Source organism: Winogradskyella sp. (assembly GCF_045105575.1).
Taxonomy (GTDB): domain Bacteria; phylum Bacteroidota; class Bacteroidia; order Flavobacteriales; family Flavobacteriaceae; genus Winogradskyella.
The window spans coordinates 14,255-39,227 of record NZ_JBGCDQ010000025.1; the positions used below are offsets into that span (position 1 = coordinate 14,255).

Sequence of the window (24,973 nt, forward strand, 5' to 3'; positions counted from 1 at the left end):
GTATTGTATTCTGAACATTTAGAAGACCATTTTACAAATGATAAAACGACAAAAAGCGTCCTTAAAAAGCTGTATAATTCACAAAGTTGGCAACAAATTTAATGGCACAAAAAATGCCTTTTCAGATGCCATTGTAGATTTTGATGAAGCCACATATAATCTTATACTTCCATACCTTCTGAAGCCGTTTGTTAGTGTTGCAGAAAATTATCGTTTTCATCATCATAGCGACGTAGGGCTCAATGAAATCAACACTTATAGCGACCAACTTTTTAAAGATGATGCTGATTTTGTGGATGTTTCTAAACACATTGTGACCCACTTATTTGAGCAAAGTAATTCCGCACAAATTAAGACTGGTGATGTGCTTATTTGTCATTTTGAAAACATACAATACGAAGACTTTTTTACGGACGCGATTGGCATCTTCAAAATTGAAAATAAAACGGAGTTTTTTCAGACTTATTTAGAGCAAAATAACTACGATATTTTAGTACAAAAAGGCATACAAGCCCGAAAAGTAGATAAAGGGTGTTTAATTTTAAATACCTCTGATATGGAAGGCAAAATTGTATTTAGCGTAGATAATAATACTTACGATACGCAATACTGGATAAAAAGCTTTCTAAATATCAGATATCCAGACGATAGCAATCAACACACTAAAAATTGTATTGAACTTTGTCGCGAGTTTTCTAAAGAGGTCTTACAACCTAATTTTGGTGGCCAAGAACAGAGCAATTTCTTAGCAAAAACTGTTGACTTTTTCAAAGAAAATGAAATCGTGAATATCGATAATTTCAAAGAAGCAATTTTTGAAGAAGAAGATAAAATTCAACTGTTTGAAGATTATAAGAAAGTTTACGAAACGGACAATAAAGTATTGATTAGAAACCAGTTTGACGTTTCAGAAATTGCCTTAAAAAAGCAAAAACAAAAGATTAAAACCGAAATAAAACTAGATACCAACATCCAAATTAAACTCGATGTTGACGCACCAGATGCTTCCGCAGAATATTTAGAACGTGGTTACGACGATGAGAAAAAAATGCACTTTTATAAGGTATTTTTTAATGATGAAAGCTAATTAATTTACCTGAGAGACCTTCTAATAGTTTAAAATGACTGTTTTGATGCATAAAGTGCGATTATGTTTTATTCATAATTCTGAAGTATCTTCTCTTAACATTAGTATCTTGCACATTCAAACCTTATAAGAATGAAATTAAATTTATTGTCTTGTGATGCTCAAAGACCCGATAAAAGAGCCATTGCCAAATGTATTGCTGAAATTTCATCTCACATAAATGACTCATTGGCTAATGAACTCGCAGACATACTCCTAGAAGGTGATGCTGTAGCTATTGAAGTCGCTGATAAAAACTCTGGTTCTGCTTTGCGAGCATTGCGTAAATTAGATATTGATTATGAGATTGTTGAGTAAATCAACTATCAACGAATTTTATCCTTAAACAAACTCAGCCTCAAACAATTGCCCAAAATGCTTCAAAAGTTTCGTCTTAACTTCGGCTTCATCAACTTTTTCGACATCTAATTCGTTATTTAAAGTCGTGACTGACTTCCCACGAATGCCACATGGAATGATATGATCAAAATAACCCAAATCGGCATTCACGTTTAAGGCAAATCCATGCATAGTGACCCAGCGGCTGGCTCTTACTCCCATGGCGCAAATTTTACGTGCAAATGGAGTGCCCACATCTAACCAAACACCTGTTTCACCAGGACTGCGTTCGGTTTTTAAACCGTATTCTGCTAACGTAAGAATAATGACTTCTTCTAAAAAGCGTAAGTATTTATGGATGTCTGTAAAGAAATTATCTAAATCTAAAATCGGGTATCCAACAATTTGCCCTGGACCATGATAGGTAATATCTCCACCTCTATTTATTTTGTAAAATGTGGCTCCTTTTTCAGTCAGTTGTGTTTCAGAAAGTAGCAAATTAGATACATCGCCACTCTTACCTAACGTATAAACATGAGGGTGTTCTACAAAGAGAAAATGGTTAGCTGTTTCTAAACATGCGGCCTCTCTTCTATTCTTAATTTTGGTATCTAAAATCGCTTTAAAAAGTGTCTCTTGGTAATCCCAAGTATCCTTAAAATCTTTGGTGCCTAAATCTTGAAATTTAACCGTCTTATTCATAAGGCAAAGATACTAATTTATCGCTCTGGATTATTCACAATGACCAAAGCAGCAATAACACCAGGCACCCAGCCGCAAAGCCATAATAAAAATGTGATAACAATAGAACCGCAGCCTTTATCTAAAACGGCTAAAGGTGGACAAATAATTGAAAGGATAACACGCCAGATACTCATAATTCGTTTGATGATTTGATGAGTTTATATGACGCACTTTAATCAAAAATGTTACATTTTAGAACATATCATTAACAAAGCAACAGTTTTTCCCTTTTGAGGAAATTAAAAGAAGCATTTTTTGTAGTTTCGTTCTATGCGCATAAAAATTTTGTTGTTGTTTTTAGCTGTTTCAGCATTTTGCGAAGCCCAATATTCGTTTTCGGGCTATACCAATACAGATGAATGGGATAAATCGGTATATCTATCCATCGTAGAAGATTATAGAAAAATGTCTGGTGTGTATTCTGAACAGATTATTGCAAAAACCATAGCTGATTCCACAGGTTTCTTTGAATTTAAAGGAAATATGTTAGATACTGAAAATCGTATTTATCGCATTCATGTGGATCGCTGTTCGGAAGTTCAACAAGGAGTCAATCACTTTAATGGGCATTGCAGTGATAGCGAAGAACTGCTATTTATTGCCAAAAACTCAGATACTTTAAAGCTGCCTTTTTCATTTGGGAACCAAGTATTCTGCCGTGTAGAATCTAACAATCCTAAAGCCAATGCGTTTGTAAAAATAGATTCTTTAAAAAACGATATGCGCTTTGCTTATGGCGAATTTAGAAGTGAAGCTAATAGAAAATTGAATAACAAAAAGTGGTTTAAAACACTTCAATATTTTGGTGAAGCTTTAAATGAACCTCTGGCGGAACTTTATATCTACGCCTACTTGTCGGATAGAAGTAGCGATTTACATAACTATTATGTTGAAGATTTAAAACAAAATAGTTATTACGATCATCTAAAAACACGCTTAGAGACCACCTATCCTAATGCAAGTTACACCACACAATATAGAAATGAATTAGCCGCAGATCGTTATTTATTAGCTGCTTCAACAGGAAAAACAGCTTCGAATTGGAACACTCTTCTCTACTCCATTTTAGCACTGTCAGTATTGCTGAATCTTTTCTTCCTTTATCAATTTTGGAAACGAAACACATCTAAACTTGAAGATTTAAAAGCAAAGCTATCAAAACAAGAACAAGTCGTTTTAGAGCATTTACTCTTGGATAAAACGAATAAAGACATTGCAGAATCACTTTTTCTGAGTGTAAGTACCGTAAAATCGCATACCAATAACATTTATAAGAAGTTAAATGTACAATCTAGAGACGATGCAAAATCGCTATTTATCAAATAGTTACAAAATTCAACCTAGGTACTAGTACCGATTTCCAACCTTCATTTTTCAGAATTCACAGTTTTATCCTTGATGTTTGTTTCATATTAATTTTTAAACATTTTTATCATGAAACGCACACTAAACATTGCAATTTTGTTAATCTTAGCATTAGGCTTTTTTAACGCAGCACCAACTGAATTTGACAAATACGATTCTAAAATCGCTATTATGAAATTCAAAACTGAAGTAGTTGACTATGGAACTATCACTCAAGACTCTGAAAGCAAAAGACTCTTTTTATTTACCAATACAGGTGATGCTCCTTTACTAATCACAAAGGTTAAAACATCGTGTGGCTGCACAGTGCCAAGTTATTCTAAAGCACCAATTATGCCTAATGAAACTGGAGAATTAAACATTAAGTACGATACTAAAAGACTTGGTGCTTTTACAAAGACCGTAACTGTTATGTCTAATGCTGAAGGTGGCAACAAAATCCTTAAAATAAAAGGGAATATTGTTCCTTCTAAGTGAAAAATCACCTTACCCTTAATGTCACATTTAACGTCGTCGAAATGCTTTGAAAGTTAAATTTCCTATTGACTTCGTTCCGACAATTATCGGGAGCGCTCAGCCTGACATTTTTCAATCATTTATTAAATCAAATTCATCAAAATGAAAACGAACATTTTAACAATCATAATTACATTACTATGTGCATGTCAAAACTATGCACAAACCCTAAATCAAGAAATTACAAACGAAGGCGAAACCCCTTTTCTACTCGGGAAAATTGACAAAATCGGCTTAGAAGGAGACAATTACAAGTCTTGGTTTACTAAAAACTATGACGATTACCAGCCTAATTCAAAAATAACAAACGCCATATCTTCAGAACTAAAAAATTATTCTATCACATTATTTATGGGTACTTGGTGTGGCGACAGCAAAAAAGAAGTGCCTCGTTTATATAAAGTTTTAGAAGCATGCAATTTTTCAATGGATCAGTTAACGGTCGTTGCTGTGAGCGCAAAACCAGACATGTATAAACAAAGTCCACAGCACGAAGAAAAGGGGCTAAACATTCATCGCGTACCAACTGTAATCTTCTATAAAAACGGTAAAGAAACGAATCGCATCGTAGAACATCCTATCACTACTTTTGAAGAAGATATTCAGAATATCATCACTGTAAATGACTATACATCTAATTATCAAATTGTAACTACCATCCACAATATCCTTAAGACAAAAGGACCTAAAGGTTTAAAACGTAAACAAAATAAACTCTTAAAACAATTTGATGGTAAAGTTTCAAGCATGTATGAACTGAACACCTATGGCAGAATACTTTACGGTACGCAAAAAATCGATGAGGCCATTGCCATATTTACTTTTAACACCAAACTTTTTCCTAATGAACCAAGATCTTATATGAGTTTAGCGAATACCTTAGGCGTCTCTGGCAGAAAAGAAGCAGCTTTAGAAGTGCTAAGTAATGCCATAAAATTATTTCCTGACCATAACAATCTTAAAGAAAATCTTCAGGTTATAAAATCAAACTAAAAAGGAGGTCTCTAATTTTTGTAAAAAGTGTAATTTTGCACTTCTAAAATAACAAGAATGCAACTTTCAGAACAAGAATTAGTAAGACGCCAAAAGTTAGACAAGCTAAGAGCTTTAGGGATCAACCCGTATCCAGCCGATTTATTTCCGGTTAATCATACATCGAAACAGATAAAATCTGACTTTGAAGAAGGTAAACCCGTCATTATTGCTGGGCGTTTAATGGTTCATAATATTCAAGGTAAAGCCTCTTTTGCGCAATTACAAGACAGTGAAGGTCGTATTCAATTATATTTTAATCGTGATGAAATCTGTGAAGGTGAAGACAAATCATTATACAATGATGTCTTTAAAAAATTAATAGATCTAGGAGATTTTATTGGTGTTGAAGGCACACTTTTTACTACTCAAGTTGGTGAGAAAACCGTCATGGTTAAAAATTTTAAAATATTAAGTAAAGCGCTTAAACCATTACCAATTCCGAAGCAAAAAGATGGTAAAACTTATGATGCGTTTACAGATCCTGAAATGCGTTACAGACAACGCTATGCAGATTTGGTTGTAAACCCTCATGTAAAGGACGTTTTTGTAAAGCGTACCAAATTGTTTAATGCGATGCGTCAATTTTTTAACGATGCTGGTTATTTTGAAGTCGAAACACCTATTTTACAACCAATTCCTGGTGGAGCGGCTGCACGTCCGTTTATAACGCATCACAACAGTTTAGACATTCCGTTGTACATGCGAATTGCGAATGAATTGTACCTAAAACGTTTAATCGTTGGTGGATTTGACGGTGTCTATGAATTCTCAAAAAACTTCCGAAACGAAGGGATGGATAGAACGCATAATCCAGAGTTTACTGCCATGGAAATCTATGTATCTTACAAAGATTACAACTGGATGATGGATTTCTGCGAGCAATTATTAGAACATTGCGCAATGGCTGTTAACGGCACTTCAGAAGCTACTTTTGGGGAACACAACATCAACTTTAAAGCACCATACAAGCGCATTACCATGCGTGATTCTATTTTAGAATTCACAGGTTTTGACATCTATAATAAATCTGAAGACGAGATTAGAGCAGCTGCAAAAGGCATGCATATCGAAGTAGATGACACTATGGGTAAAGGCAAGCTGATTGATGAGATTTTTGGCGAAAAGTGTGAAGGTAATTATATTCAACCCACCTTCATTACTGACTATCCAAAAGAGATGAGTCCGTTGTGCAAAGAGCACAGAGAAAACCCAGAATTAACAGAGCGTTTTGAATTGATGGTTTGTGGTAAAGAAATTGCCAATGCGTATTCTGAACTTAATGATCCCATAGATCAGCGCGAACGTTTTGAGCACCAATTAAAATTAGCTAAAAAAGGAGATGACGAAGCAACTGAATTTATAGATGAAGACTTTTTACGAGCCTTAGAATACGGCATGCCACCAACATCTGGCATGGGCATTGGCATGGACCGATTAATCATGTTCTTAACTAATAATCAGAGTATTCAAGAAGTGTTGTTTTTTCCTCAAATGCGACCAGAACGTAAAAAAGTAGAGCTCAGCGATAACGAAAAAGCCATTTTTGAAGCTTTGAAAGCGAAAAAACGGATGGATTTAAATGCGTTGAAATCTAAATCTGGCTTAAGTAATAAAGGCTGGGATAAAGGCATCAAAGGTTTAGGCAAACATGGCTTAACGAAGGTTGAAAAAACGGATGATGGTTTGTTTGTTGAGATCGTTTAAAACCGATTACATATAAATTTTGAAAAGGAATTATCGAGAGGTAGTTCCTTTTTGTTTTGAAAGCAAAAACAAACACCACAGCGGATTTAAATCTTCGAAAAAAAAGAATTCCTTATATTCGTAACTAGCTATAGATTAGAAAAACACCCAAATGTTAAAAAGAATAGTACTATTGAGCCTATTGGTAAGTCTTGTTTTTTCATGTGACAAAGACGATGAACTTATTCCTGTTTGCGCAACCGTAACCAACATCACTTCAAATTCAATTACCAATACGTCTGCAGTAATTACTTGGGAAATGGCTGTATCATCTGCAACCTACACCTTAGAATATGGTGTTTCAGGATTTACATTAGGTAGCGGAACTCGTATTTCTATAACAGATGCGACTGCACAACTCACCAATTTACAAGGCAGCACTACCTACGATGTTTACATTCAAACGGATTGTAGTCTTAATAATTCAAGTGATGTCACCAACCCATTCAGTTTCACAACCGAAATAGATGCTGTAGTAGCTGAATTGAGACCCACCTTATCTGAAATCAATTTATTTGTGGGTAATCTCAAAGATTTACAAATTACACCTTACGGTTTTGAATATAAATTAAGTACTCCTTTGTTTACGGATTACGCACACAAGCAACGTACCATTGCTTTACCAGAAGGAACAAGTATGGAATTTGATGGAGATGGTTTACCAATTTTTCCTGAAAATACCGTTATTGCCAAAACTTTCTTTTATAATTTTGATGAACGCGATTTATCTTTAGGTCGACAAATTATAGAAACGCGGCTTTTAATTTTAATCAATGGCACTTGGGAAACTGGAGATTACAAATGGAACGAATCGCAAACCGAAGCCGTTTTAGACTTAGAAGGAAGCACCTTACCAATCACTTGGGTTGATGCAGAAGGTATTTCAAATTCAATAACTTATAAAATTCCTTCCAACACAGATTGTTTTACTTGCCACAGCAATAACAACGTGATGCGACCTATTGGTCCAAAATTAAGAACCATGAACTTTGACATTAATGGTGTTAATCAATTAGAACAATTTATTGCCAACCAGCATTTAACAGGTTTGGCAAGCAGTTCGTTTGTTAGAAACCTTCCTAATTGGGAAGACACTTCGCTTCCTCTAGAAATGAGAGCTAGAGCTTACATGGATATCAATTGTGCGCATTGTCATATTACTGGAGGCACTTGTGATGACGAATCTACATTGAATTTTGCCTTTGAAACTACTTTAGAAGATACCAATATTGCATCGCAGACCTTCCTTATGGATTACAGAATTAATGCACTCGAAGATGGTATCAGAATGCCTTTTATTGGCACCTCGATATTACATACAGAAGGAGTGGCTTTAATAAACGAGTATCTCGCAACGCTCGACTAAGCGCGTTAAAGAAATACTAAAGTCAGTTTAGCAAGGAGCAAATTCTTTGTATAATCCTTATTTTCATACAAAATTTTAAAAACTGACTATTTTGAAACACCTAACCATTAAGCTACTACTTGTAGTTTCAGCTTTTTTGGCGTTTTCTTGCTCCACAGCAAAAAAAGCCGGAAAATCAAAAGATGCCACAACGATGGCAAAACCTCCTGGAAAAAAACCTGGAAAAAACGATCCAAAACCTTATGACAAAGTCATTACTAAAGAAGCTAAAAGCGATGAAGGTTTATTTACAGTGCACACTGTAGACGATAAGTTTTATTATGAAATACCAGATTCTCTGTTTAATAGAGAAATGTTGATGGTAACACGTATTGCAAAGGCAGCTTCTGGACTTGGTTTTGGCGGTGGAAAGCAAAACGAGCAAGTACTCCGCTGGGAAAAGAAAGATAAGAAAGTAGTGCTTAGAGTAGTATCCTACAACGTGGTTGCAGCAGATTCACTACCTGTTAGTGAAGCCGTTTTAAATTCTAACTTCGAACCGGTTCTATTCACCTTTCCAATTGCCGCGTTTAGTAAAGATTCTACAAGTACGGTTATTGATGCTTCACCACTATTTGAGAAAGACGTTAAATCTTTGGGACTGCCGCAATTTAGAAGAACACCTTACAGAATAACACGTTTAGAAAGCGATAAATCTTTTATCGAGAACATTAAAAGTTATCCTAAAAATATCGAAGCACGACATGTAAAAACGTATGCAGCTGGTCGTCCACCATCTAACTCAAGTACAGGGAGTATTTCTATTGAGATTAATAACTCTATGATTCTTTTGCCAGATAACCCAATGAAACGTCGTTATTTCGATGAACGTGTGGGTTGGTTTGCGAGAGGCCAAACTGATTATGGACAAGAAGACCAAAAGAGTAAAACGCTCATGTTTTTAGACCGTTGGAGACTCGAAGTTAAAGATGAAGACATTGAGAAATTTAAGCGTGGTGAATTGGTTGTACCGAAAAAACAAATCGTTTATTATATAGATCGTGCAACACCAAAAAAATGGAGACCATACATTAAACAAGGTATTGAAGATTGGCAAGTAGCTTTTGAAGCTGCAGGTTTTAAAGATGCCATCATCGCTAAAGATCCACCAACTGTTGAAGAAGATCCAGAATGGAGCCCAGAAGATGCGCGTTACTCGGTAGTACGTTATTTAGCATCACCTATTCCAAATGCAAATGGACCGCACGTTAGCGACCCAAGAACTGGTGAAATCTTAGAAAGCGACATCAATTGGTACCACAATGTGATGTCCTTATTGCGAGGCTGGTTTTTTGTACAAACAGCAGCAATTAATCCAGATGCGCAAAGTCCACAATTTAAGGATGAAGTTATGGGACGTTTAATTCGTTTCGTCTCTGCACATGAAGTAGGTCACACACTTGGCTTACCGCATAACATGGGAAGTAGTGTTGCCTACCCAGTTGAAAAACTGCGTGATGCTGAGTTTACTCAAAAATACGGAACAGCACCATCTATTATGGATTATGCACGTTTTAACTACGTAGCACAACCTGGAGATGAAGGTGTCGCATTAATGCCAAATATTGGTATTTATGATAAATACGCTATTGCTTGGGGCTACAAACCAATTTTAGAGAAAACAGCAGAAGAAGAAAAACCAATTCTTAACCAATGGATTATGGAACATGCTGGAGACCCAATGTATCGTTTTGGGCACCAACAGGCTGGTGATGTTGTAGATCCGAGTTCACAAACAGAAGACTTAGGTGATAATGCGATGCTAGCGAGTGATTATGGTATTAAAAACTTAAAGCGTATTGTACCAAACTTAATCGAATGGACTACAGAAGCTGGTGAAGATTATGACGATTTACAAGAAATGTACGGTCATGTCATATCTCAATTTAATCGTTACATGGGACATGTCTCTAACAATATTGGTGGAGTTTACGAACATTACAAGGCTGCTGACCAAGAAGGAGCGGTTTACACTGCTGTGGCTAAAGATCACCAAAAAGAAGCGATGGCATTCATCCAAAAGCATCTATTTGAAACACCACAATGGTTAATTGACAAAACTATTTTTGATCGTATTGAATTTACAGGTTCTGTAGAGCGTGTGCGTTCAATGCAAGCAAGAACGCTTAACAATATTATGAGTTTAGGCAAAATGCAACGTTTAACTGAAGCACATACCTACGATAGTAATGCTTATGCACTGCCAGAAATGATGAAAGATCTAAGAACAGGTGTTTGGAGTGAACTACGTACAGGTAAGAAAATTGATACTTACAGACGTAATTTACAACGTGCATATATTGATCGATTAGCGTACTTAATGACTGCTGAAAATCAAAGCGGAAGAACGTTTAGTCCTTACGTTAAAATGACAGCTGTTAATACCAGTCAATCTGATATTAGAGCGGTTGTAAGAGCTGAATTAAAATCGTTACGTTCTCAATTGAGAAATGCTCGTGGTGGAGATGCTATGAGTAGAATTCATATTGCAGATGCTGTTGAGCGTGTGAATTTAATTTTGGATCCTAAGTAAAACTTAAATTAGTATATATTTTGAAAGGCTTCAATTCATTTTGAAGCCTTTTTTATTGAAACATTTATACATTAGTCCGCATGAATGAGCTCAACCATAAAGCATTGTACTTTTGCCATACCCATCCAAATTTGTTTTTGCAGAAAAAATGTGATAGCTGTAAACGCGGTATGTGCCATACCTGTATCCATAATAACAAAAATTATTGTTCAGATTGTTTAACTATTAATAAGCGTTTTAGTAGTGGCTATGAAGCCAAAAAGCAAATTATAACCTGTTTAGTTTTTGCAGCAATTATTACTGGTATTGCAGTTCTTATCTTTGTGCAAAAACTATCAAACCTTCCAGATTATCCATTGATAAAAAATAGTATTATTACATTCTTTATTGCGCTATCCATAGCCAATGCTTATTACTTATTTAATAAAACAGATATACTCTCGAGCGTTAATAAAGTGCCTTTTATAGGCTTTAAATTATCATTAGCAGTTCTAGCTTTAGTCACAGCATCAGGATTACCGATATTGTATATGCTTTACAAAAGTGTTTTATTGTTAAAATCAGATTACTTCAAACAGGCATAAATTATATTTCTGTAATCCTCAAATAAAATTAAATCATTATGACCTCCTCCCTCAACCGTTACAAACTCTAAATTTTCAAGTTTTAATTCTAATAGTTTTTCTGCCGATTCATAAGGCACAATGCGATCTTCTGTACCATGAATAATCGTAATAGGACAATTCGATTTCGGTAAAAACTGATACGTCGGAAAGTGATATTTCAATAACTGTTTTACAGGGAGGATTGGGAAACGACCTTTAGCTACGTCTAAAATACTGTAATAAGGCGTTTCTAAAATGAGTTGTTTTGGATTGTTTTTTGATGCCACATACGCGGCAATTCCTGTGCCTAAAGACCTGCCGTATAAGGTAATTTGATTTTCAGAATAATGGTTTAACAAGAAGTCGTAACAAAATTGAGCATCCCTATAAAACCCTTCTTCACTTAGTTTTCCTGTGCTTTTGCCGTAGGTTCTGTAATCCATAATCAAAACATCATATTTCATATCCAAAAACGATTCGGCAATCGTTCCCCAACGACTTAAATCACCTGCATTACCATGAAAATATAAAATGACTCCTTTTGGGTTTTCTACTTTAAAATGAAGGGTATTTATAGTCGTGTTTTCTTCAGTTTCTAAAAATAGTTCTTCAAAATTATGATTGAACTCATATTGATAGTTTTGCTCTAAGGTACTCGGTAAAAACAATAGTTTTTCTTGAAAAAAATAAAGGGCTGATGTAATCATAACATACAGACCAAAAAGAACAATAATGAACTTTTTAAGCCTTCTTTTGGTTTTTTTTTGAGCTGTGGATGACATTTATACTTGTGGTTTCTAGATCTATGGTTTTGGGCTCGCGATTTAATATATCATCTAACATTTTATGATACGATTCAAAATTATTTAAATTTTTATGACCACCTCCAATGACGGTATGCATTTTAGTGCGTTCAGGATTAATCTGTGATAACTTTATGCTCGATTTATAAGGAATTAACTTATCAGCAGTGCCATGAATAATATGAATTGGGCATTGCACATATTTTAACCATTTATAGGTTGGAAGCGGATATTTCAACAAAATAGATAAAGGCATAAATGGCATGTAACGCGACGTCACCTTGGTTAAACTATAATAAGGTGCATCTAACACCAACATTTTAGGATGATTCATAGAGGCTAATTTTGTAGCAAAACCAGAACCTAAGGAACGACCGTAGAGTATAATATTATCTTCGGTCGTCATTTCTTTCAGCTTGTTATAGACCAATTGTAAATCGCGCTTAATCGCTTTTTGAGAGCGCTTACCTGTGCTTTTTCCAAAACCACGGTAATCTACCATCAATACGTCATAACCATGTCTGGTAAAATCTACAGCAAATTTTCCCCAACCTTTGATACTTTTAGAATTCCCTTTTAAATACAAAACCACTCCTTTACTTTTCCCTTTAGGAAAAAAACGCACACCGTTAATAGTGGCTCCGTCTCTCATTTCTAAATTATACTCTTTAGTGTCTTGGTTATCGTAATCGAATTGAAAATCTTTGTGCAGTTTTTCTGGTTTAAAAAGAACGTAATCTTGCAGATAATATAAGGCCACACTAATAGCAATGTAAATACCTAAAATTAATAAGAGGGTTGAAATCCAGTACGTCATATAAATCAGAATAGCTTTTAAATATACTTAAAATAAATTCGAAATATTTAAAACCTCGCAGCTAGTAAAAATGCTGCGAGGTTTTGGGTTACTAACTAACCTATCATCAAAACTAATCTTTGTGGTCTTCTTTTTCTAATTTAGCATTAATATAAGCCACATCTCTTGGATTCTTTTGCACTGCGATGGCAGCAAACAAACTAAGCGTAAACGACATGGCATAAAATCCTTTTTCACTTAATTCTAAAGTGGCATTCCATAATCCAATCGCTAATAAAACAATAGATACAATGGATACAAACCAACTGAGACCATAATAAATGTCGGTCACTTGAATGTCTTCAAGCCTATCTCTAACCGCTTTCTGCACCGAAATCACTGAAAATAATCCAAAAAGTAAAATGGTGAAATAATAGCCTTTTTCGTTAAGCTGCATATCTGCATTCCAAAGACCAATACAATAAGCCACCATTCCAATTAATAAGGCAGACCATGATGCACCAATAAAGGCAGGTGTAGGTTTGTGGTTGTACACTTTCTTTTCTTTCTTTTTTGTTTTTACGTTGTCTTCGTCTTTAACTGAGACTGTTGTTTGATAATTCATAATAGTTTTGTTTTAATGATTATGATGCAAATCTCGAGTAAAAGCCAAAACCTTGAAAACCTAAGTTTCTATAAAACTGACGATATATTTTAATATAATATATTTTAATATAATATATTTTAAATACTTAAATTTATTAACTTATATAAAATTTTAATGACGTTAAAATGACAGGATTAAAATCAATAATTAATACATTAAGCACCGAAGACCAGCAAAAATTCATAAATTATCTTCAACAAAAGAACAAACGATACGACACTAAAAACGTTCAACTCTTTAAATTACTGGCCACTTCTAACAACGACTCTAAAACCATTTGCAAACAACTTTATAAGACTGAAAAAAGCAATGCGTATCATGCTTTGAGAAAACGCTTGTTTCAATCTTTAATAGACTTTACCGCAAATAAAAATTTAGAAGATGAAAATTCTATTGATATGCAAATTGTAAAGTACATTTTAGCATCGCGCACATTTTTACTTCAGAAAAACTATGAGATTGCGTATAAAATTTTAAATAAAGCGGAGCGCTTAGCAGACGAACACCTTTTATTTGCCATACGTAACGAGATTTACCATACTAAAATTCAATATACTTCAAATTATCCTAAAATAAATCTAGAAGCGCTTATCGTTAAACAAAAAGAAAATCAAGAAAAACACCGATTAGAGGACGAACTCAACGTCGTATATGCTAAATTAAAATCCATACTCAACAACATTAATCACCAAGGACATGTTATTGATTTTGAAGCAGAACTTGAACGTATTTTAAAAGAGCATCATATTAAACTCGACACGTCATTATCGTTTAAATCGTTATATCAGATTCTGGCAATTGCTAATATTTCAGCATCAATCACTACCAAATATTATAAAATAGAACGTTTTGTTTTGAAAAGTTATGACCTACTGAAACAAAAAAAGCAAACAGATAAGCAACTCTTTTATCAGATTGAAATTGTATATATCATTGCGAATACCCTTTTTAGAAACAGAAAATTTGAAAGCTCCTTACTCTATATTAAAGAGTTAGAACAACTCATGCATTTAAAAAAAGGCAAGTACTACAAAAACTTTATACTAAAGAAAACGCTGATTGAAGCTCTAAACCTCAACTACAGTGATAAACAAAATGAAGCCATTGCGTTGATTGAAAACCTAACTGACCAAAAACACGACGATATTGAAACCTTATTAGGCCTGCGTTTATCGTGCTTTATGTTTTATTTTCAGAATGCTGATTTTATAAAGGCAAAATCAATTTTAGCAAAATTCTACCATACCGACAATTGGTACACTGAACGCGGAGGTATCGACTGGATAATTAAAAAGAACCTCTCAGAACTGTTATTATATATCGAATTACAGGAAGATGATTTATTCTATTCAAGACTAAAAAGTTTCAGAAAACGTTATACCAATTATTTAAAAGAAAAAGGTCAAACCAGAATTTTACAATTTTTAAAATTTGCTGAACAGTATTATATATCTCCACAAACCGCAGTGACTCATGATTTCAAAAAGACCTTAGAAACCACCTTTGAGTGGGTTACCGTTTATAAAGAAGATATATTTGTCATTAGCTTTTACGCTTGGCTAAAAAACAAGACTGAACGAGGCAATTTATATAAAACCACACTTCAACTACTAAACGTCTAATGTTAAAATCTCTGTTAAAAAAGAGTAATGTATTAAACGATTTAAATTTTATGCGGTCTTACCTAGCATAACAATTAAATCATTAAAATATGAAAAGAGTAATCATTATCGCCTTAGCATTGGTAACCTTCAATGCTTTTGCACAACAAAAACGAGAACGAGGCATACAGCAAGAACATATTTCTGAAATACGGAAAGAAATGACTCCACAAGACGTCGCAGATCTAAAAACAAAGCAACTCACTTTAAAATTAGACCTAACAGATGTACAACAAAAAGAAGTACACCAATTGATTTTAGACCAAGCTAAAACTAGAGCAGAAAAAAGAAAAGCGCACCAAGCCAAAGTTGAAGGTAAAAAAGAAAAACCCTCTAAAGATGAGTTTGTAAAAATGCAGACAGAACGATTAGATGCTCAAATAGAAATGAAGCGCAATATGAAAGCTATTTTGAATACAGAACAATACGCTAAATTCGAAAAAATGAAACCTAGAAAAGGCCAAAAAAGAGGAAAGCGCACAAAAAAAGAGTAGCTATCCGCTCATTATTGCAATAAAAAGTATCGTATCATCGATACTTTTTTATTTTATTGAATAAAATTATTACTTTAGTAACCAAATTAATTAAACAATCCAAAATGAAAAAGGTTATTACACTTTGTTTGTTCGCTTTAATAATGGTTATGGGTACAGAATCTGTAGAAGCACAAACAAGCCCAAATAAATTAGAAATCAATGCAGCAGCTTCTACTAAAACTCAGGCATTGAGAAGTGTTTTAAAGTATAGCAACGAACAACGCGATCAACTTTACACTGCGTTTCAAGCTTACGAAAACCGTAAAGCAATTCTAAATAAAGGAACAACTCCAAGCAAAGCGTCAATTGCAAAACTTGAAAAAGAATTAGATGATAAAGTGAAAGGTATTCTTTCAGAAGAACAGTATGATCGTTATAAGACGTTTACAGAAGAAAATTAAATATCTAAAAAAGCCTCGCCAATAGCGAGGCTTTTTTTTATAAGCTTTTAGCTACCGTTTCAACAGCCGCAATCGTTTCGTTTAAATCTTGATACGTTAAGGCATCTGTTATAAACCAAGATTCAAAAGCACTTGGTGCGATGTATATACCTTCATTAAGCATACCATGAAAAAATCTCTTAAACGTCTCATTATTGCCCTTCGCTGCGGAATCAAAATCTACAACGGGATCTTTGGCAAAATGAACCGATATCATGGATCCTATTCTATTAATGGTATGGATAACGCTATTCTTATTTAAAGCATCTGAGATACCGTTATGAAGATACTTTGTCTTTTCTTCTAACCTATTCATCAAACCTTTATCTGCATTTATTGACTTTAACATCGCTAATCCAGCTGCCATAGCTAATGGGTTTCCGCTTAAGGTGCCTGCTTGATAAACAGGACCTATAGGAGCTAAATAATCCATAATCTCGTTTCTAGCCGCAAATGCACCAACAGGCAAACCACCTCCAACAACTTTACCAAAACAAACGATGTCTGCATTCACTCCTTTAAGTTGTTGCACACCGCCTTTAGCTAGTCTAAAACCAGTCATTACCTCATCAAAAATTAAGAGAATGTTATGGACATCGCAAAGTTGTCTTAAACCTTCAAGAAAACCATTTGCTGGAGGAATACAACCCATATTACCAGCAACTGGCTCAACAATAATAGCAGCAATAGTATCTTTATTCGCAGCAATAAGTTCGGTTACATTTTCAATATCATTATACGTCGCTAACAATGTGTCTTGAGCAGTTCCTTTGGTCACTCCAGGACTATTAGGTGTTCCAAAAGTTACTGCACCACTACCTGCGGCAATTAAAAATGAATCGCTATGGCCATGATAACAACCTGCAAATTTTATAATTTTATCTTTTTTAGCGAAGCCTCTTGCCAATCTAATTGCGCTCATACAGGCTTCAGTACCTGAATTTACAAAACGAATTTTATCAATATTTGGCACCATAGAAACTGCTAATTCGGCAATTTCAGTTTCAATCGCTGTTGGCATTCCAAAAGACGTGCCTTGTTTTGTTTTTTCAATAACCGCGTCTACAACTGGAGGAAATGCATGACCCAACAGCATCGGCCCCCAAGAATTAATATAATCTATAAAACGATTACCATCTTCATCGTACACATAAGCTCCTTTAGCCGATTTGGCAAAAATAGGAGTCCCACCCACAGCATTAAAAGCTCTTACTGGCGAATTAACACCTCCTGGAATAACCTTTTGTGCTTCTTTAAATAACGCGCTACTTCTTTGATATAACATAAATTAATTAGGAATAATAAGTTTCTGACCTATTTTTAAGTCGTTTGAATTTAACTTGTTTTCAGCTTTTATAGCTGCAACAGTTGTTTTATATAATCTTGAAAGTGAATACAAGGTATCTCCTTGCGCTACAATATGTTTTTTTGTACTGGTTTTATTCCTTCCTTCTATGATGGTTGTAGATTTTCTTTCTTTGGCTGTTGGCGTTCCTCCGAGCACCTCCTCATCATATTTATAAAGCTCGTAACGTTCAATTAAACTAATCAGTTTTGAAGGATATTTACGATCTGTTGCATAACCAGCAGCTCTCAAACCTTTAGCCCAGCCTTTATAATCATCTGGTTTTAATTTGAATAGATTGGCATAGCGACTTCGTCCTGTTAAAAACTCGGAGTGATCTTCATAAGAACTTTCTGCCCTTTTATATTTCCTGAAACATTCTTGGGAGCGATCGTCGTCGTGGTAAATTTTGGCGCCTTTCCAACCATGACATTTTATACCAAAGTGATTATTTGCTTTAACAGCTAATCTGCCCTTACCAACACCGGATTCTAAAATCCCTTGAGCAAGGGTAATACTTGCCGGAATTTTATGATGTCGCATATTATCCTTAGCAATATTAGCATATAAATCGATATAAATATCTACCGCACTACGTGTGTCATTCTTTTTTTCAACAGTCTTTTTTGTTTCTGTTAATGCTTCCTGCTTTTCGCTGTCTTTAATCTCAACAGTTTTCTTTGTTGTCGTTTCTTTTTTCTTTGTTACAATCCCTTTTTTAGGACCACAACTTACAGAAAAGAGGGCTATCATTAATAACAGGATATATTTAAATTTCATGTACTTATATTTATTGTTTCTTTTAGCGGCAATTCCGACAAGTATTAGAACTGCTCACTAACAATCGTTCCCTTAAGTATTAAAACTTTTAGCATGCTCGTTTTATGTGTTTCCAAATTTTACTTTTTTAACTTTAGTCACTGCATAGATTTTAAATCTAAAACCTAGGATAAAATTGGCTTTTCTAGATTGCCTTTTTTCAAAATACTTGTATGATTTACAAGTTAATTAAAGGTTGATTTTTACGTTTTAATAAATCATTTACACCTGAAACACCTTGCAAGCCACCTGTATGAATTGCTAAAATTTTAGAATCCTTAGGAAAAAAACCTTTTTCAATTAAATCAAATATGCCAAACATCATTTTACCAGTATAAATAGGATCTAAAGGAATCTTATGACGATCCTTAAAGCTATTCATAAACGTAACCAATTCGGGCTTTATTTTACCATAACCACCAAAATTATAGTCGGTTACTAATTCCCAATTATCTTGATTTGCAAATTTACGAATATCTTCTTGTAAAAAATCACCTTTTAAAGCAGGAAAGCCTAATATTTTCTGATGCGCTTTGGACGCATTTATCAGACCCGAAATGGTGCCACCTGTTCCTACCGCACAACACATATAATCATAAATCAAATCGCTCTCTTCCAAGATTTCTTCACAACCTTTTACAGCGAGATCATTTGTCCCTCCTTCTGGAATTAGGAAGAAATCACCAAACTCAGTTTTTAAGCTATCCATAAAGTTTGATTCCGTTTTAGTACGATAGATCTCTCGCGTCACAAATTTGAACTGCATTCCGCAAGACTTAGCAAAGAGCAACGTTGGGTTTAACTCAGGTTTAAAACCAATCTCTTCCCCTCTAATAACACCAATAGTTTTAAACCCATGCTCCTTACCAGCATAAGCTACTGCTGCAATATGGTTAGAAAACGCACCACCGAAAGTTAACAAACGAAACGCATTATCACTTTGAGCCTGCTGAATATTATACTTTAGCTTCCGAAACTTATTGCCCGAAATAAAAGGATGAATTAAATCCTCCCTTTTTATAGCAAGATGAATTGATGAATGCTCTAATATGATGTTTTGATTTGGACTATGATTTAGGTGCACCTCTTTTTTTTCAAAAATAGTTAACTCTGTTTAATTAGATCAAAAACAAATGATATGTTTCCTCGTTTTCTATTCAAAAACTATTTTTTAATATACCTCACAACACTATATAAAGACCGTGATTTTAAATAATTAAGGTCTTTTTCGTTCGCATAAGCTTCGCGCTCAAATGAAATATTACGATAAGCCAGATACCAGTTTCTATGCTGAATTAATCGTATTAAAAATTCAAAAACATAAATAATATAGAACAGTATCACAAATAACTCAACCTGTTGCCTCAGATGAATGTTTTCATGATTTATCAGCACCTTATTTTTCTTCAAATGTTTAAACTTGAGAAAAACAAAAGGGAAAATGGTAATACCAAGATATCCTTTCGGTGTTACGTATTTTGAAATTAAGATCATATCTTTTTCGATTCAAAAATCACACCAAATTACATTATCTTTGTTCTCTATGAAGAAATACGTCCCAATTGAAGATGGTGACTACTATCTTACACCAGAAGGTTACCGTTGTTTTACGGAGCAATACCATTTAAAACGTGGGTATTGTTGTGAAAGTGGCTGTAGGCATTGTCCTTATGGATTTAACAAATCGCATCAACTTAAATCTGATAAAAATACATTAAAAAAAAAGTAATGCAAACCACCCAATTATCATTCAAAGACCAAATTAAAGAAGGCATTCCAAATGAGTTACCAGAGTTAAAATCTTATGACAACTCCATAAATCACGCTCCAAAGCGTAAAGCGATTCTTTCTGCTGAAGAAGAAAAATTGGCTCTCAGAAATGCATTGCGCTATTTTAATAAAAAAGATCATAAAACCTTACTACCTGAGTTTAAAAACGAATTGCATACTTATGGCCGTATTTACATGTATCGGTTTAGACCTGATTACAAAATATATGCGAGACCAATTTCTGAATATCCTGCCAAATCCAAACAAGCAGCAGCCATTATGTTAATGATTCAGAACAACTTAGACCATGCTGTAGCACAACATCCACATGAACTTATAACCTACGGTGGTAATGGTGGTGTGTTTTCAAATTGGGCACAATACCGTCTAACGATGAAATATTTGGCGGAAATGAATGACGAACAAACTTTAGTGATGTACTCTGGTCACCCTATGGGTTTATTTCCATCGCACAAAGAAGCACCGCGAGTTGTAGTTACCAATGGTATGATGATTCCTAATTACTCCAAACCAGATGATTGGGAAAAATTTAATGCCTTAGGTGTTACGCAATATGGACAAATGACTGCTGGTAGTTATATGTATATCGGTCCGCAAGGCATCGTGCATGGCACAACAATTACAGTACTTAACGCATTTAGAAAAATAAAAAAAGAACCAACAGGAAATCTATTTGTAACCTCAGGTTTAGGTGGTATGTCTGGTGCACAACCAAAAGCTGGCAATATTGCTGGCTGCATTACGGTTTGTGCAGAAATTAATCCGAAAATAACTCAGGTACGATTAGATCAAGGCTGGATCGATGAAAAAATCACAGATTTAGACCAACTTGTTGCACGTGTTGAGAAAGCCAAAGCTAAAAAAGAAATAGTTTCTATCGCTTACTTAGGAAATATCGTTGATGTCTGGGAGAAGTTAGATAAAGCCAACATCCATATCGATTTAGGAAGCGACCAAACATCCTTACACAATCCTTGGGCAGGTGGCTATTATCCAGTAGGTTTATCATTTGATGCTGCCAATGACATGATGGCTAATGATCCAGAACTGTTTAAAACTAAAATTCAAGAGACCTTGCGTCGTCACGTTATTGCTATTAATAAACATGCTGCAAAAGGCACTTATTTTTTCGATTACGGAAATGCCTTTTTATTGGAAGCATCTCGTGCAGATGCAGATATTATGGCGGAAAATGGTATCGACTTTAAATACTCGAGTTACGTTCAGGATATTATGGGACCGATGTGTTTCGATTATGGTTTCGGTCCTTTTAGATGGGTTTGTGCCTCTGGAAAACCAGAAGATTTAGCAAAAACAGATACAATTGCTTGTGATGTTCTGGAAGCGCTTATGAAAAATTCACCGAATGAAATTAAGCAACAAATGGCGGATAACATTCAGTGGATTAAAGGTGCGCAAGAAAATAAACTTGTGGTAGGTTCACAAGCACGAATTTTATATGCCGATGCCGAAGGTAGAATGAAAATTGCAGAAGCCTTTAATCACGCCATAGCCGAAGGCGATATAGGAGACATTATTTTAGGAAGAGATCATCATGATGTTTCAGGAACAGACTCTCCTTACAGAGAAACCAGCAATATTTATGATGGTTCTCGTTTTACAGCAGATATGGCAATCCACAATGTAATTGGTGATAGTTTTAGAGGAGCAACTTGGGTAAGTATACATAATGGAGGAGGCGTTGGATGGGGTGAAGTTATTAATGGTGGATTTGGTATGGTTCTTGATGGTAGTAAAGAAGCAAATAAGCGTTTAAAACAAATGTTGTTTTGGGACGTTAATAATGGAATTTCAAGACGAAGTTGGGCCAGAAACGAAGGAGCTATATTTGCCATTAAACGCGCCATGGAATCCGAACCCAATCTTAAAATTACCTTACCAAATTTTGTAGATGATGATTTATTAGAACATTAAAAAAAAGCCATATGAAAAATTTAAAAACACCTTTCAAACTGATACCTTTAATCATGCTACTACTAGTTTTATCGTCTTGTAGCTCTGTGAGAGTTGCAGCCGATTACGACGAAGAAGCAAATTTTGAAACTTACAGAACCTTCGCCTTCTTTAAGCCAGGTATTGACAAAGCAGAAATCAATGATATTGATAAACGCAGAATCTTAAGAGCTATTGAAGCAGAATTAATGGCTAAAGGCCTTACAAAATCTGAAAACCCTGATATGCTTGTTAGTATATTCACCAAGTCTAACCAACGTGTTGATGTATTCAACAATGCTTGGGGAATGGGCGGCTGGGGCTGGGGAGGCTTCGGTGGCTGGGGCTGGGGAATGGGACCTGGAATGATGGGTGGTGCTTGGGGCAACCAAGTTTCTACAACAACCGAAGGCATGTTATTTATTGATTTTATTGATGCTGACAAAAAAGAATTGTTTTGGCAAGGGTCAGGAACAGGCTATTTGGTCACTAGAAATGTTGAAAAGAAAGAGGCACAGATTAAAGAATTTGTAGCTAAAACTATGGAACAATTTCCTCCAGAAGTAAAGTAATCTCAAAGGAATAAAATATACAAAGCACCTCATGTAGGTGCTTTTTTGTTTATGAGTATGGATTAGGCTATAAAACTAAAAACTATATCTTTGCCGCCTTTTAAGACAATACAACTATGATACTAGGTCAAAACACCCGAAAAAACTTTACCCAAAACCCTAAGAACGATATTCTCTCTGGTCTTACTGTTGCATTAGCATTAGTACCAGAAGCTGTCGCTTTTGCATTTGTTGCTGGGATAGATCCCTTGGTTGGACTATACGGAGCATTTATGATGGGTATAGTAACTGCGTTATTTGGCGGACGACCAGGAATGATATCTGGTGCTACAGGTGCAATGGCTGTCGTAATGGTTCATCTTATTAAAAAAGGAAATGACGTTGGTTTAACGTTAGATGTCCCAATAGATAATTTAGGATTGCAATGGCTGTTTATTACACTGCTTTTTGTTGGTGGGATTCAAATATTAGCTGGTGTTTTTAAATTGGGAAAATTTGTGCGTTTAATACCTCATCCTGTAATGATGGGATTCGTTAATGGATTAGCAATCGTAATTTTTCTATCTCAGTTAAGCCTATTCCCTAATGCTGTTCCAAAAGATATTTCTTTTTTAGATAATACTTCAGATTGGTTTTCAGCATTATTCTCTAACTCTATTTTTTGGAAAATGATGGGCTTTATTAGTCTAACTATGGGGATTATGTATGGTTTACCTAAACTAACCAAGAAGATTCCTGCGGCTTTGGTAGCGATAATTGTAGTTGCCGGAATTACAATTTTTGGAGGTATTGAAGTTAGTACAGTTGGATCATTTATTGCGGAAGGTGGTGGAAAAGGATTAGAAGGAGGTTTACCTACATTTCAAAATCAAATTTTTGGATTCTTTAGTACACTATCTGGACATTGGGATTTAATTCTATCGACTGCATTTATATTAGCTGCTGTTGGTTTAATTGAATCATTGATGACCTTAAACCTCATTGATGAAATGACAGAAACACGAGGAAGTGGCAATAGAGAATGTATAGCACAAGGCGGAGCAAATATGCTTAACGGACTTTTTGGAGGTATGGGAGGTTGTGCTATGATTGGGCAATCAATAATTAACGTAGATTCTGGCGGACGGGGCCGTTTATCTGGAGCTGTTGCTGCCATAGCACTACTCTGTTTTGTATTATTTGGAGCACCTTTAATTGAACAAATTCCGATTGCAGCCTTAGTCGGCGTTATGTTTATGGTTGTTATTGGTACATTTGCCTGGAGTAGTTTTAGAGTGATTAGAAAAATCCCTTTATCTGATGCTATCGTTTTAATTGCAGTTTCTGCAATCACCGTTTGGAAAGATTTAGCCGTAGCTGTTATTGCTGGCGTTATTATTTCTGCATTAGTATTTGCTTGGAAAAACGCTACTATGATTAGAGCACGAAAACGTATTCAGCCAGATGGCACAAAAACTTATGAAATTTGGGGACCATTATTTTTTGGATCCATTCAAAATTTCAATTCAAAATTTGATGCAAAAAATGATCCTGATAGGGTTGAAATAGACTTTGTAGAATCTCGTGTAAGCGACCATTCTGCATTAGAAGCTATTTTTAACCTGGTTAACAAATATGAAGCTGAAGGAAAATCTATAAAACTAAAACATCTTAGCGAAGACTGTAAACTACTACTTCGAAAAGCAAGCTCTCAATTTGAAGAAGTTATTATTGAAGATATTGATGATCCACGCTACCATTTAGCCGCTGATCCCGAAAAATTTACTAAACCATTGTCTGACTATAATGTATAATCATCTTACCATATTAAAGTTAAAGACTAAGGTCTAAACAGTTAAGCCAAACTAATAAGTTTGAAAATAAGCGAGTTAAAACAATTGACTTTCATCAATTTAGATTATATTTGCACCTTAATTTAATATATTTTAATATGAGTACTGGTACAGTAAAATTTTTTAATGACTCTAAAGGTTTTGGATTCATAACAGAAGAAGGAAACAACAAAGAGCATTTTGTACACATTTCTGGTTTAGTCGATGAGATTAGAGAAGGAGATAATGTAGAATTCGATTTAGCCGAAGGTAAAAAAGGATTAAATGCAGTGAATGTAAAAGTGATATAAGTATATATCTTACAATCTTTTTAAGAATAGAGCCTGTCTTTTAGATAGGCTTTTTTA

Annotated in this window: 25 protein-coding genes; 17 read left to right on the forward strand and 8 right to left on the reverse strand. The window is 34.8% G+C overall.

The window, feature by feature from the left end:
* Window positions 1–37 precede the first annotated feature (37 nt).
* Both AB8B52_RS05940 and AB8B52_RS05945 read left to right on the forward strand, forming a co-directional pair.
* Complete coding sequence (locus AB8B52_RS05940; RefSeq protein ID WP_406026181.1) at window positions 38–1,087, forward strand: nucleoid-associated protein; 1,050 nt, start codon at window positions 38–40, stop codon at window positions 1,085–1,087.
* A 132-nt stretch (window positions 1,088–1,219) separates the two neighbouring features.
* Window positions 1,220–1,444: a hypothetical protein gene (locus AB8B52_RS05945; protein ID WP_406026183.1), complete on the forward strand. Its 225-nt coding sequence runs from the start codon at window positions 1,220–1,222 to the stop codon at window positions 1,442–1,444.
* Between the two features lie 24 nt (window positions 1,445–1,468).
* On the opposite strand, the gene lipB is transcribed toward AB8B52_RS05945, so the two are convergent.
* Window positions 1,469–2,167, reverse strand: a complete 699-nt coding sequence (gene lipB / locus AB8B52_RS05950; protein ID WP_406026185.1) for a lipoyl(octanoyl) transferase LipB — start codon at window positions 2,165–2,167, stop codon at window positions 1,469–1,471.
* 17 nt (window positions 2,168–2,184) lie between these two features.
* Window positions 2,185–2,343 (reverse strand): YqaE/Pmp3 family membrane protein, encoded by a 159-nt coding sequence (locus tag AB8B52_RS05955; RefSeq protein ID WP_406026187.1) that lies wholly within the window; start codon window positions 2,341–2,343, stop codon window positions 2,185–2,187.
* Between the two features lie 136 nt (window positions 2,344–2,479).
* Between AB8B52_RS05955 and AB8B52_RS05960 the strand changes: the two genes are divergently transcribed.
* The 7 genes from AB8B52_RS05960 to AB8B52_RS05990 all read left to right on the forward strand — a co-directional run bounded on the left by AB8B52_RS05960 (window position 2,480) and on the right by AB8B52_RS05990 (window position 11,390).
* Window positions 2,480–3,535 (forward strand): response regulator transcription factor, encoded by a 1,056-nt coding sequence (locus AB8B52_RS05960; protein ID WP_406026189.1) that lies wholly within the window; start codon window positions 2,480–2,482, stop codon window positions 3,533–3,535.
* A gap of 108 nt (window positions 3,536–3,643) precedes the next feature.
* Window positions 3,644–4,051 carry a DUF1573 domain-containing protein gene (locus AB8B52_RS05965; protein WP_406026191.1) on the forward strand — a complete coding sequence of 136 codons (408 nt, stop codon included), beginning with the start codon at window positions 3,644–3,646 and terminating at the stop codon, window positions 4,049–4,051.
* Between the two features lie 141 nt (window positions 4,052–4,192).
* Window positions 4,193–5,083 carry a hypothetical protein gene (locus tag AB8B52_RS05970; RefSeq protein WP_406026192.1) on the forward strand — a complete coding sequence of 297 codons (891 nt, stop codon included), beginning with the start codon at window positions 4,193–4,195 and terminating at the stop codon, window positions 5,081–5,083.
* A 57-nt stretch (window positions 5,084–5,140) separates the two neighbouring features.
* Window positions 5,141–6,829, forward strand: coding sequence for a lysine--tRNA ligase (gene lysS / locus AB8B52_RS05975; protein WP_406026194.1), 1,689 nt, complete (start codon window positions 5,141–5,143; stop codon window positions 6,827–6,829).
* A gap of 151 nt (window positions 6,830–6,980) precedes the next feature.
* Window positions 6,981–8,234, forward strand: coding sequence for a hypothetical protein (locus tag AB8B52_RS05980; protein ID WP_406026196.1), 1,254 nt, complete (start codon window positions 6,981–6,983; stop codon window positions 8,232–8,234).
* An 88-nt stretch (window positions 8,235–8,322) separates the two neighbouring features.
* Window positions 8,323–10,806: a zinc-dependent metalloprotease gene (locus AB8B52_RS05985; protein ID WP_406026311.1), complete on the forward strand. Its 2,484-nt coding sequence runs from the start codon at window positions 8,323–8,325 to the stop codon at window positions 10,804–10,806.
* Between the two features lie 80 nt (window positions 10,807–10,886).
* Entirely contained in the window at window positions 10,887–11,390 is a 504-nt protein-coding gene (locus tag AB8B52_RS05990; RefSeq protein ID WP_406026198.1) for a hypothetical protein, read from the forward strand.
* Here AB8B52_RS05990 and AB8B52_RS05995 read toward each other — a convergent pair.
* The 3 genes from AB8B52_RS05995 to yiaA form a co-directional block, all read right to left on the reverse strand.
* Window positions 11,372–12,118 carry an alpha/beta hydrolase gene (locus AB8B52_RS05995; protein WP_406026200.1) on the reverse strand — a complete coding sequence of 249 codons (747 nt, stop codon included), beginning with the start codon at window positions 12,116–12,118 and terminating at the stop codon, window positions 11,372–11,374. The two genes, AB8B52_RS05990 and AB8B52_RS05995, sit on opposite strands and share 19 nt — an antisense overlap.
* 34 nt (window positions 12,119–12,152) lie before the next feature.
* The gene (locus AB8B52_RS06000) at window positions 12,153–13,031 is read right to left on the reverse strand and encodes an alpha/beta hydrolase (protein WP_406026202.1); all 879 of its coding nucleotides are present in this window, start codon (window positions 13,029–13,031) and stop codon (window positions 12,153–12,155) included.
* A 112-nt stretch (window positions 13,032–13,143) separates the two neighbouring features.
* Window positions 13,144–13,635: an inner membrane protein YiaA gene (yiaA, locus tag AB8B52_RS06005; RefSeq protein WP_406026204.1), complete on the reverse strand. Its 492-nt coding sequence runs from the start codon at window positions 13,633–13,635 to the stop codon at window positions 13,144–13,146.
* Between the two features lie 167 nt (window positions 13,636–13,802).
* Between yiaA and AB8B52_RS06010 the strand changes: the two genes are divergently transcribed.
* The 3 genes from AB8B52_RS06010 (at window position 13,803) to AB8B52_RS06020 (ending at window position 16,275) form a co-directional block, all read left to right on the forward strand.
* The gene (locus AB8B52_RS06010; RefSeq protein ID WP_406026206.1) at window positions 13,803–15,299 is read left to right on the forward strand and encodes a hypothetical protein; all 1,497 of its coding nucleotides are present in this window, start codon (window positions 13,803–13,805) and stop codon (window positions 15,297–15,299) included.
* A gap of 89 nt (window positions 15,300–15,388) precedes the next feature.
* The gene (locus AB8B52_RS06015; protein WP_406026207.1) at window positions 15,389–15,832 is read left to right on the forward strand and encodes a hypothetical protein; all 444 of its coding nucleotides are present in this window, start codon (window positions 15,389–15,391) and stop codon (window positions 15,830–15,832) included.
* A gap of 104 nt (window positions 15,833–15,936) precedes the next feature.
* Window positions 15,937–16,275 carry a hypothetical protein gene (locus tag AB8B52_RS06020; protein WP_406026209.1) on the forward strand — a complete coding sequence of 113 codons (339 nt, stop codon included), beginning with the start codon at window positions 15,937–15,939 and terminating at the stop codon, window positions 16,273–16,275.
* Window positions 16,276–16,312: 37 nt separating this feature from the next.
* Here the strand turns inward: AB8B52_RS06020 and hemL are convergent, their stop codons facing one another.
* The 3 genes from hemL to AB8B52_RS06035 form a co-directional block, all read right to left on the reverse strand.
* A complete protein-coding gene (hemL, locus tag AB8B52_RS06025; protein ID WP_406026211.1) occupies window positions 16,313–17,599 on the reverse strand; it encodes a glutamate-1-semialdehyde 2,1-aminomutase in 1,287 nt (428 codons plus the stop codon).
* Between the two features lie 3 nt (window positions 17,600–17,602).
* A complete protein-coding gene (locus AB8B52_RS06030; protein WP_406026213.1) occupies window positions 17,603–18,439 on the reverse strand; it encodes a glucosaminidase domain-containing protein in 837 nt (278 codons plus the stop codon).
* Window positions 18,440–18,656: 217 nt separating this feature from the next.
* Window positions 18,657–19,562, reverse strand: coding sequence for a 1-aminocyclopropane-1-carboxylate deaminase/D-cysteine desulfhydrase (locus AB8B52_RS06035; RefSeq protein WP_406026215.1), 906 nt, complete (start codon window positions 19,560–19,562; stop codon window positions 18,657–18,659).
* Between the two features lie 459 nt (window positions 19,563–20,021).
* On the opposite strand from AB8B52_RS06035, the gene AB8B52_RS06040 reads away from it, so the two are divergent.
* The 5 genes from AB8B52_RS06040 to AB8B52_RS06060 all read left to right on the forward strand — a co-directional run bounded on the left by AB8B52_RS06040 (window position 20,022) and on the right by AB8B52_RS06060 (window position 24,916).
* On the forward strand, window positions 20,022–20,207 hold the full coding sequence (locus tag AB8B52_RS06040) for a DUF5522 domain-containing protein (protein ID WP_406026313.1): 186 nt from the start codon (window positions 20,022–20,024) through the stop codon (window positions 20,205–20,207).
* Window positions 20,207–22,204: a urocanate hydratase gene (locus AB8B52_RS06045; protein ID WP_406026217.1), complete on the forward strand. Its 1,998-nt coding sequence runs from the start codon at window positions 20,207–20,209 to the stop codon at window positions 22,202–22,204. Before AB8B52_RS06040 ends, AB8B52_RS06045 begins: the two co-directional genes overlap by 1 nt.
* An 11-nt stretch (window positions 22,205–22,215) precedes the next feature.
* Window positions 22,216–22,794, forward strand: a complete 579-nt coding sequence (locus tag AB8B52_RS06050) for a DUF4136 domain-containing protein (RefSeq protein ID WP_406026219.1) — start codon at window positions 22,216–22,218, stop codon at window positions 22,792–22,794.
* A 116-nt stretch (window positions 22,795–22,910) separates the two neighbouring features.
* Window positions 22,911–24,587, forward strand: coding sequence for a SulP family inorganic anion transporter (locus tag AB8B52_RS06055; protein WP_406026220.1), 1,677 nt, complete (start codon window positions 22,911–22,913; stop codon window positions 24,585–24,587).
* Window positions 24,588–24,724: 137 nt separating this feature from the next.
* Window positions 24,725–24,916, forward strand: a complete 192-nt coding sequence (locus AB8B52_RS06060; protein WP_020895249.1) for a cold-shock protein — start codon at window positions 24,725–24,727, stop codon at window positions 24,914–24,916.
* Window positions 24,917–24,973 lie beyond the last annotated feature (57 nt).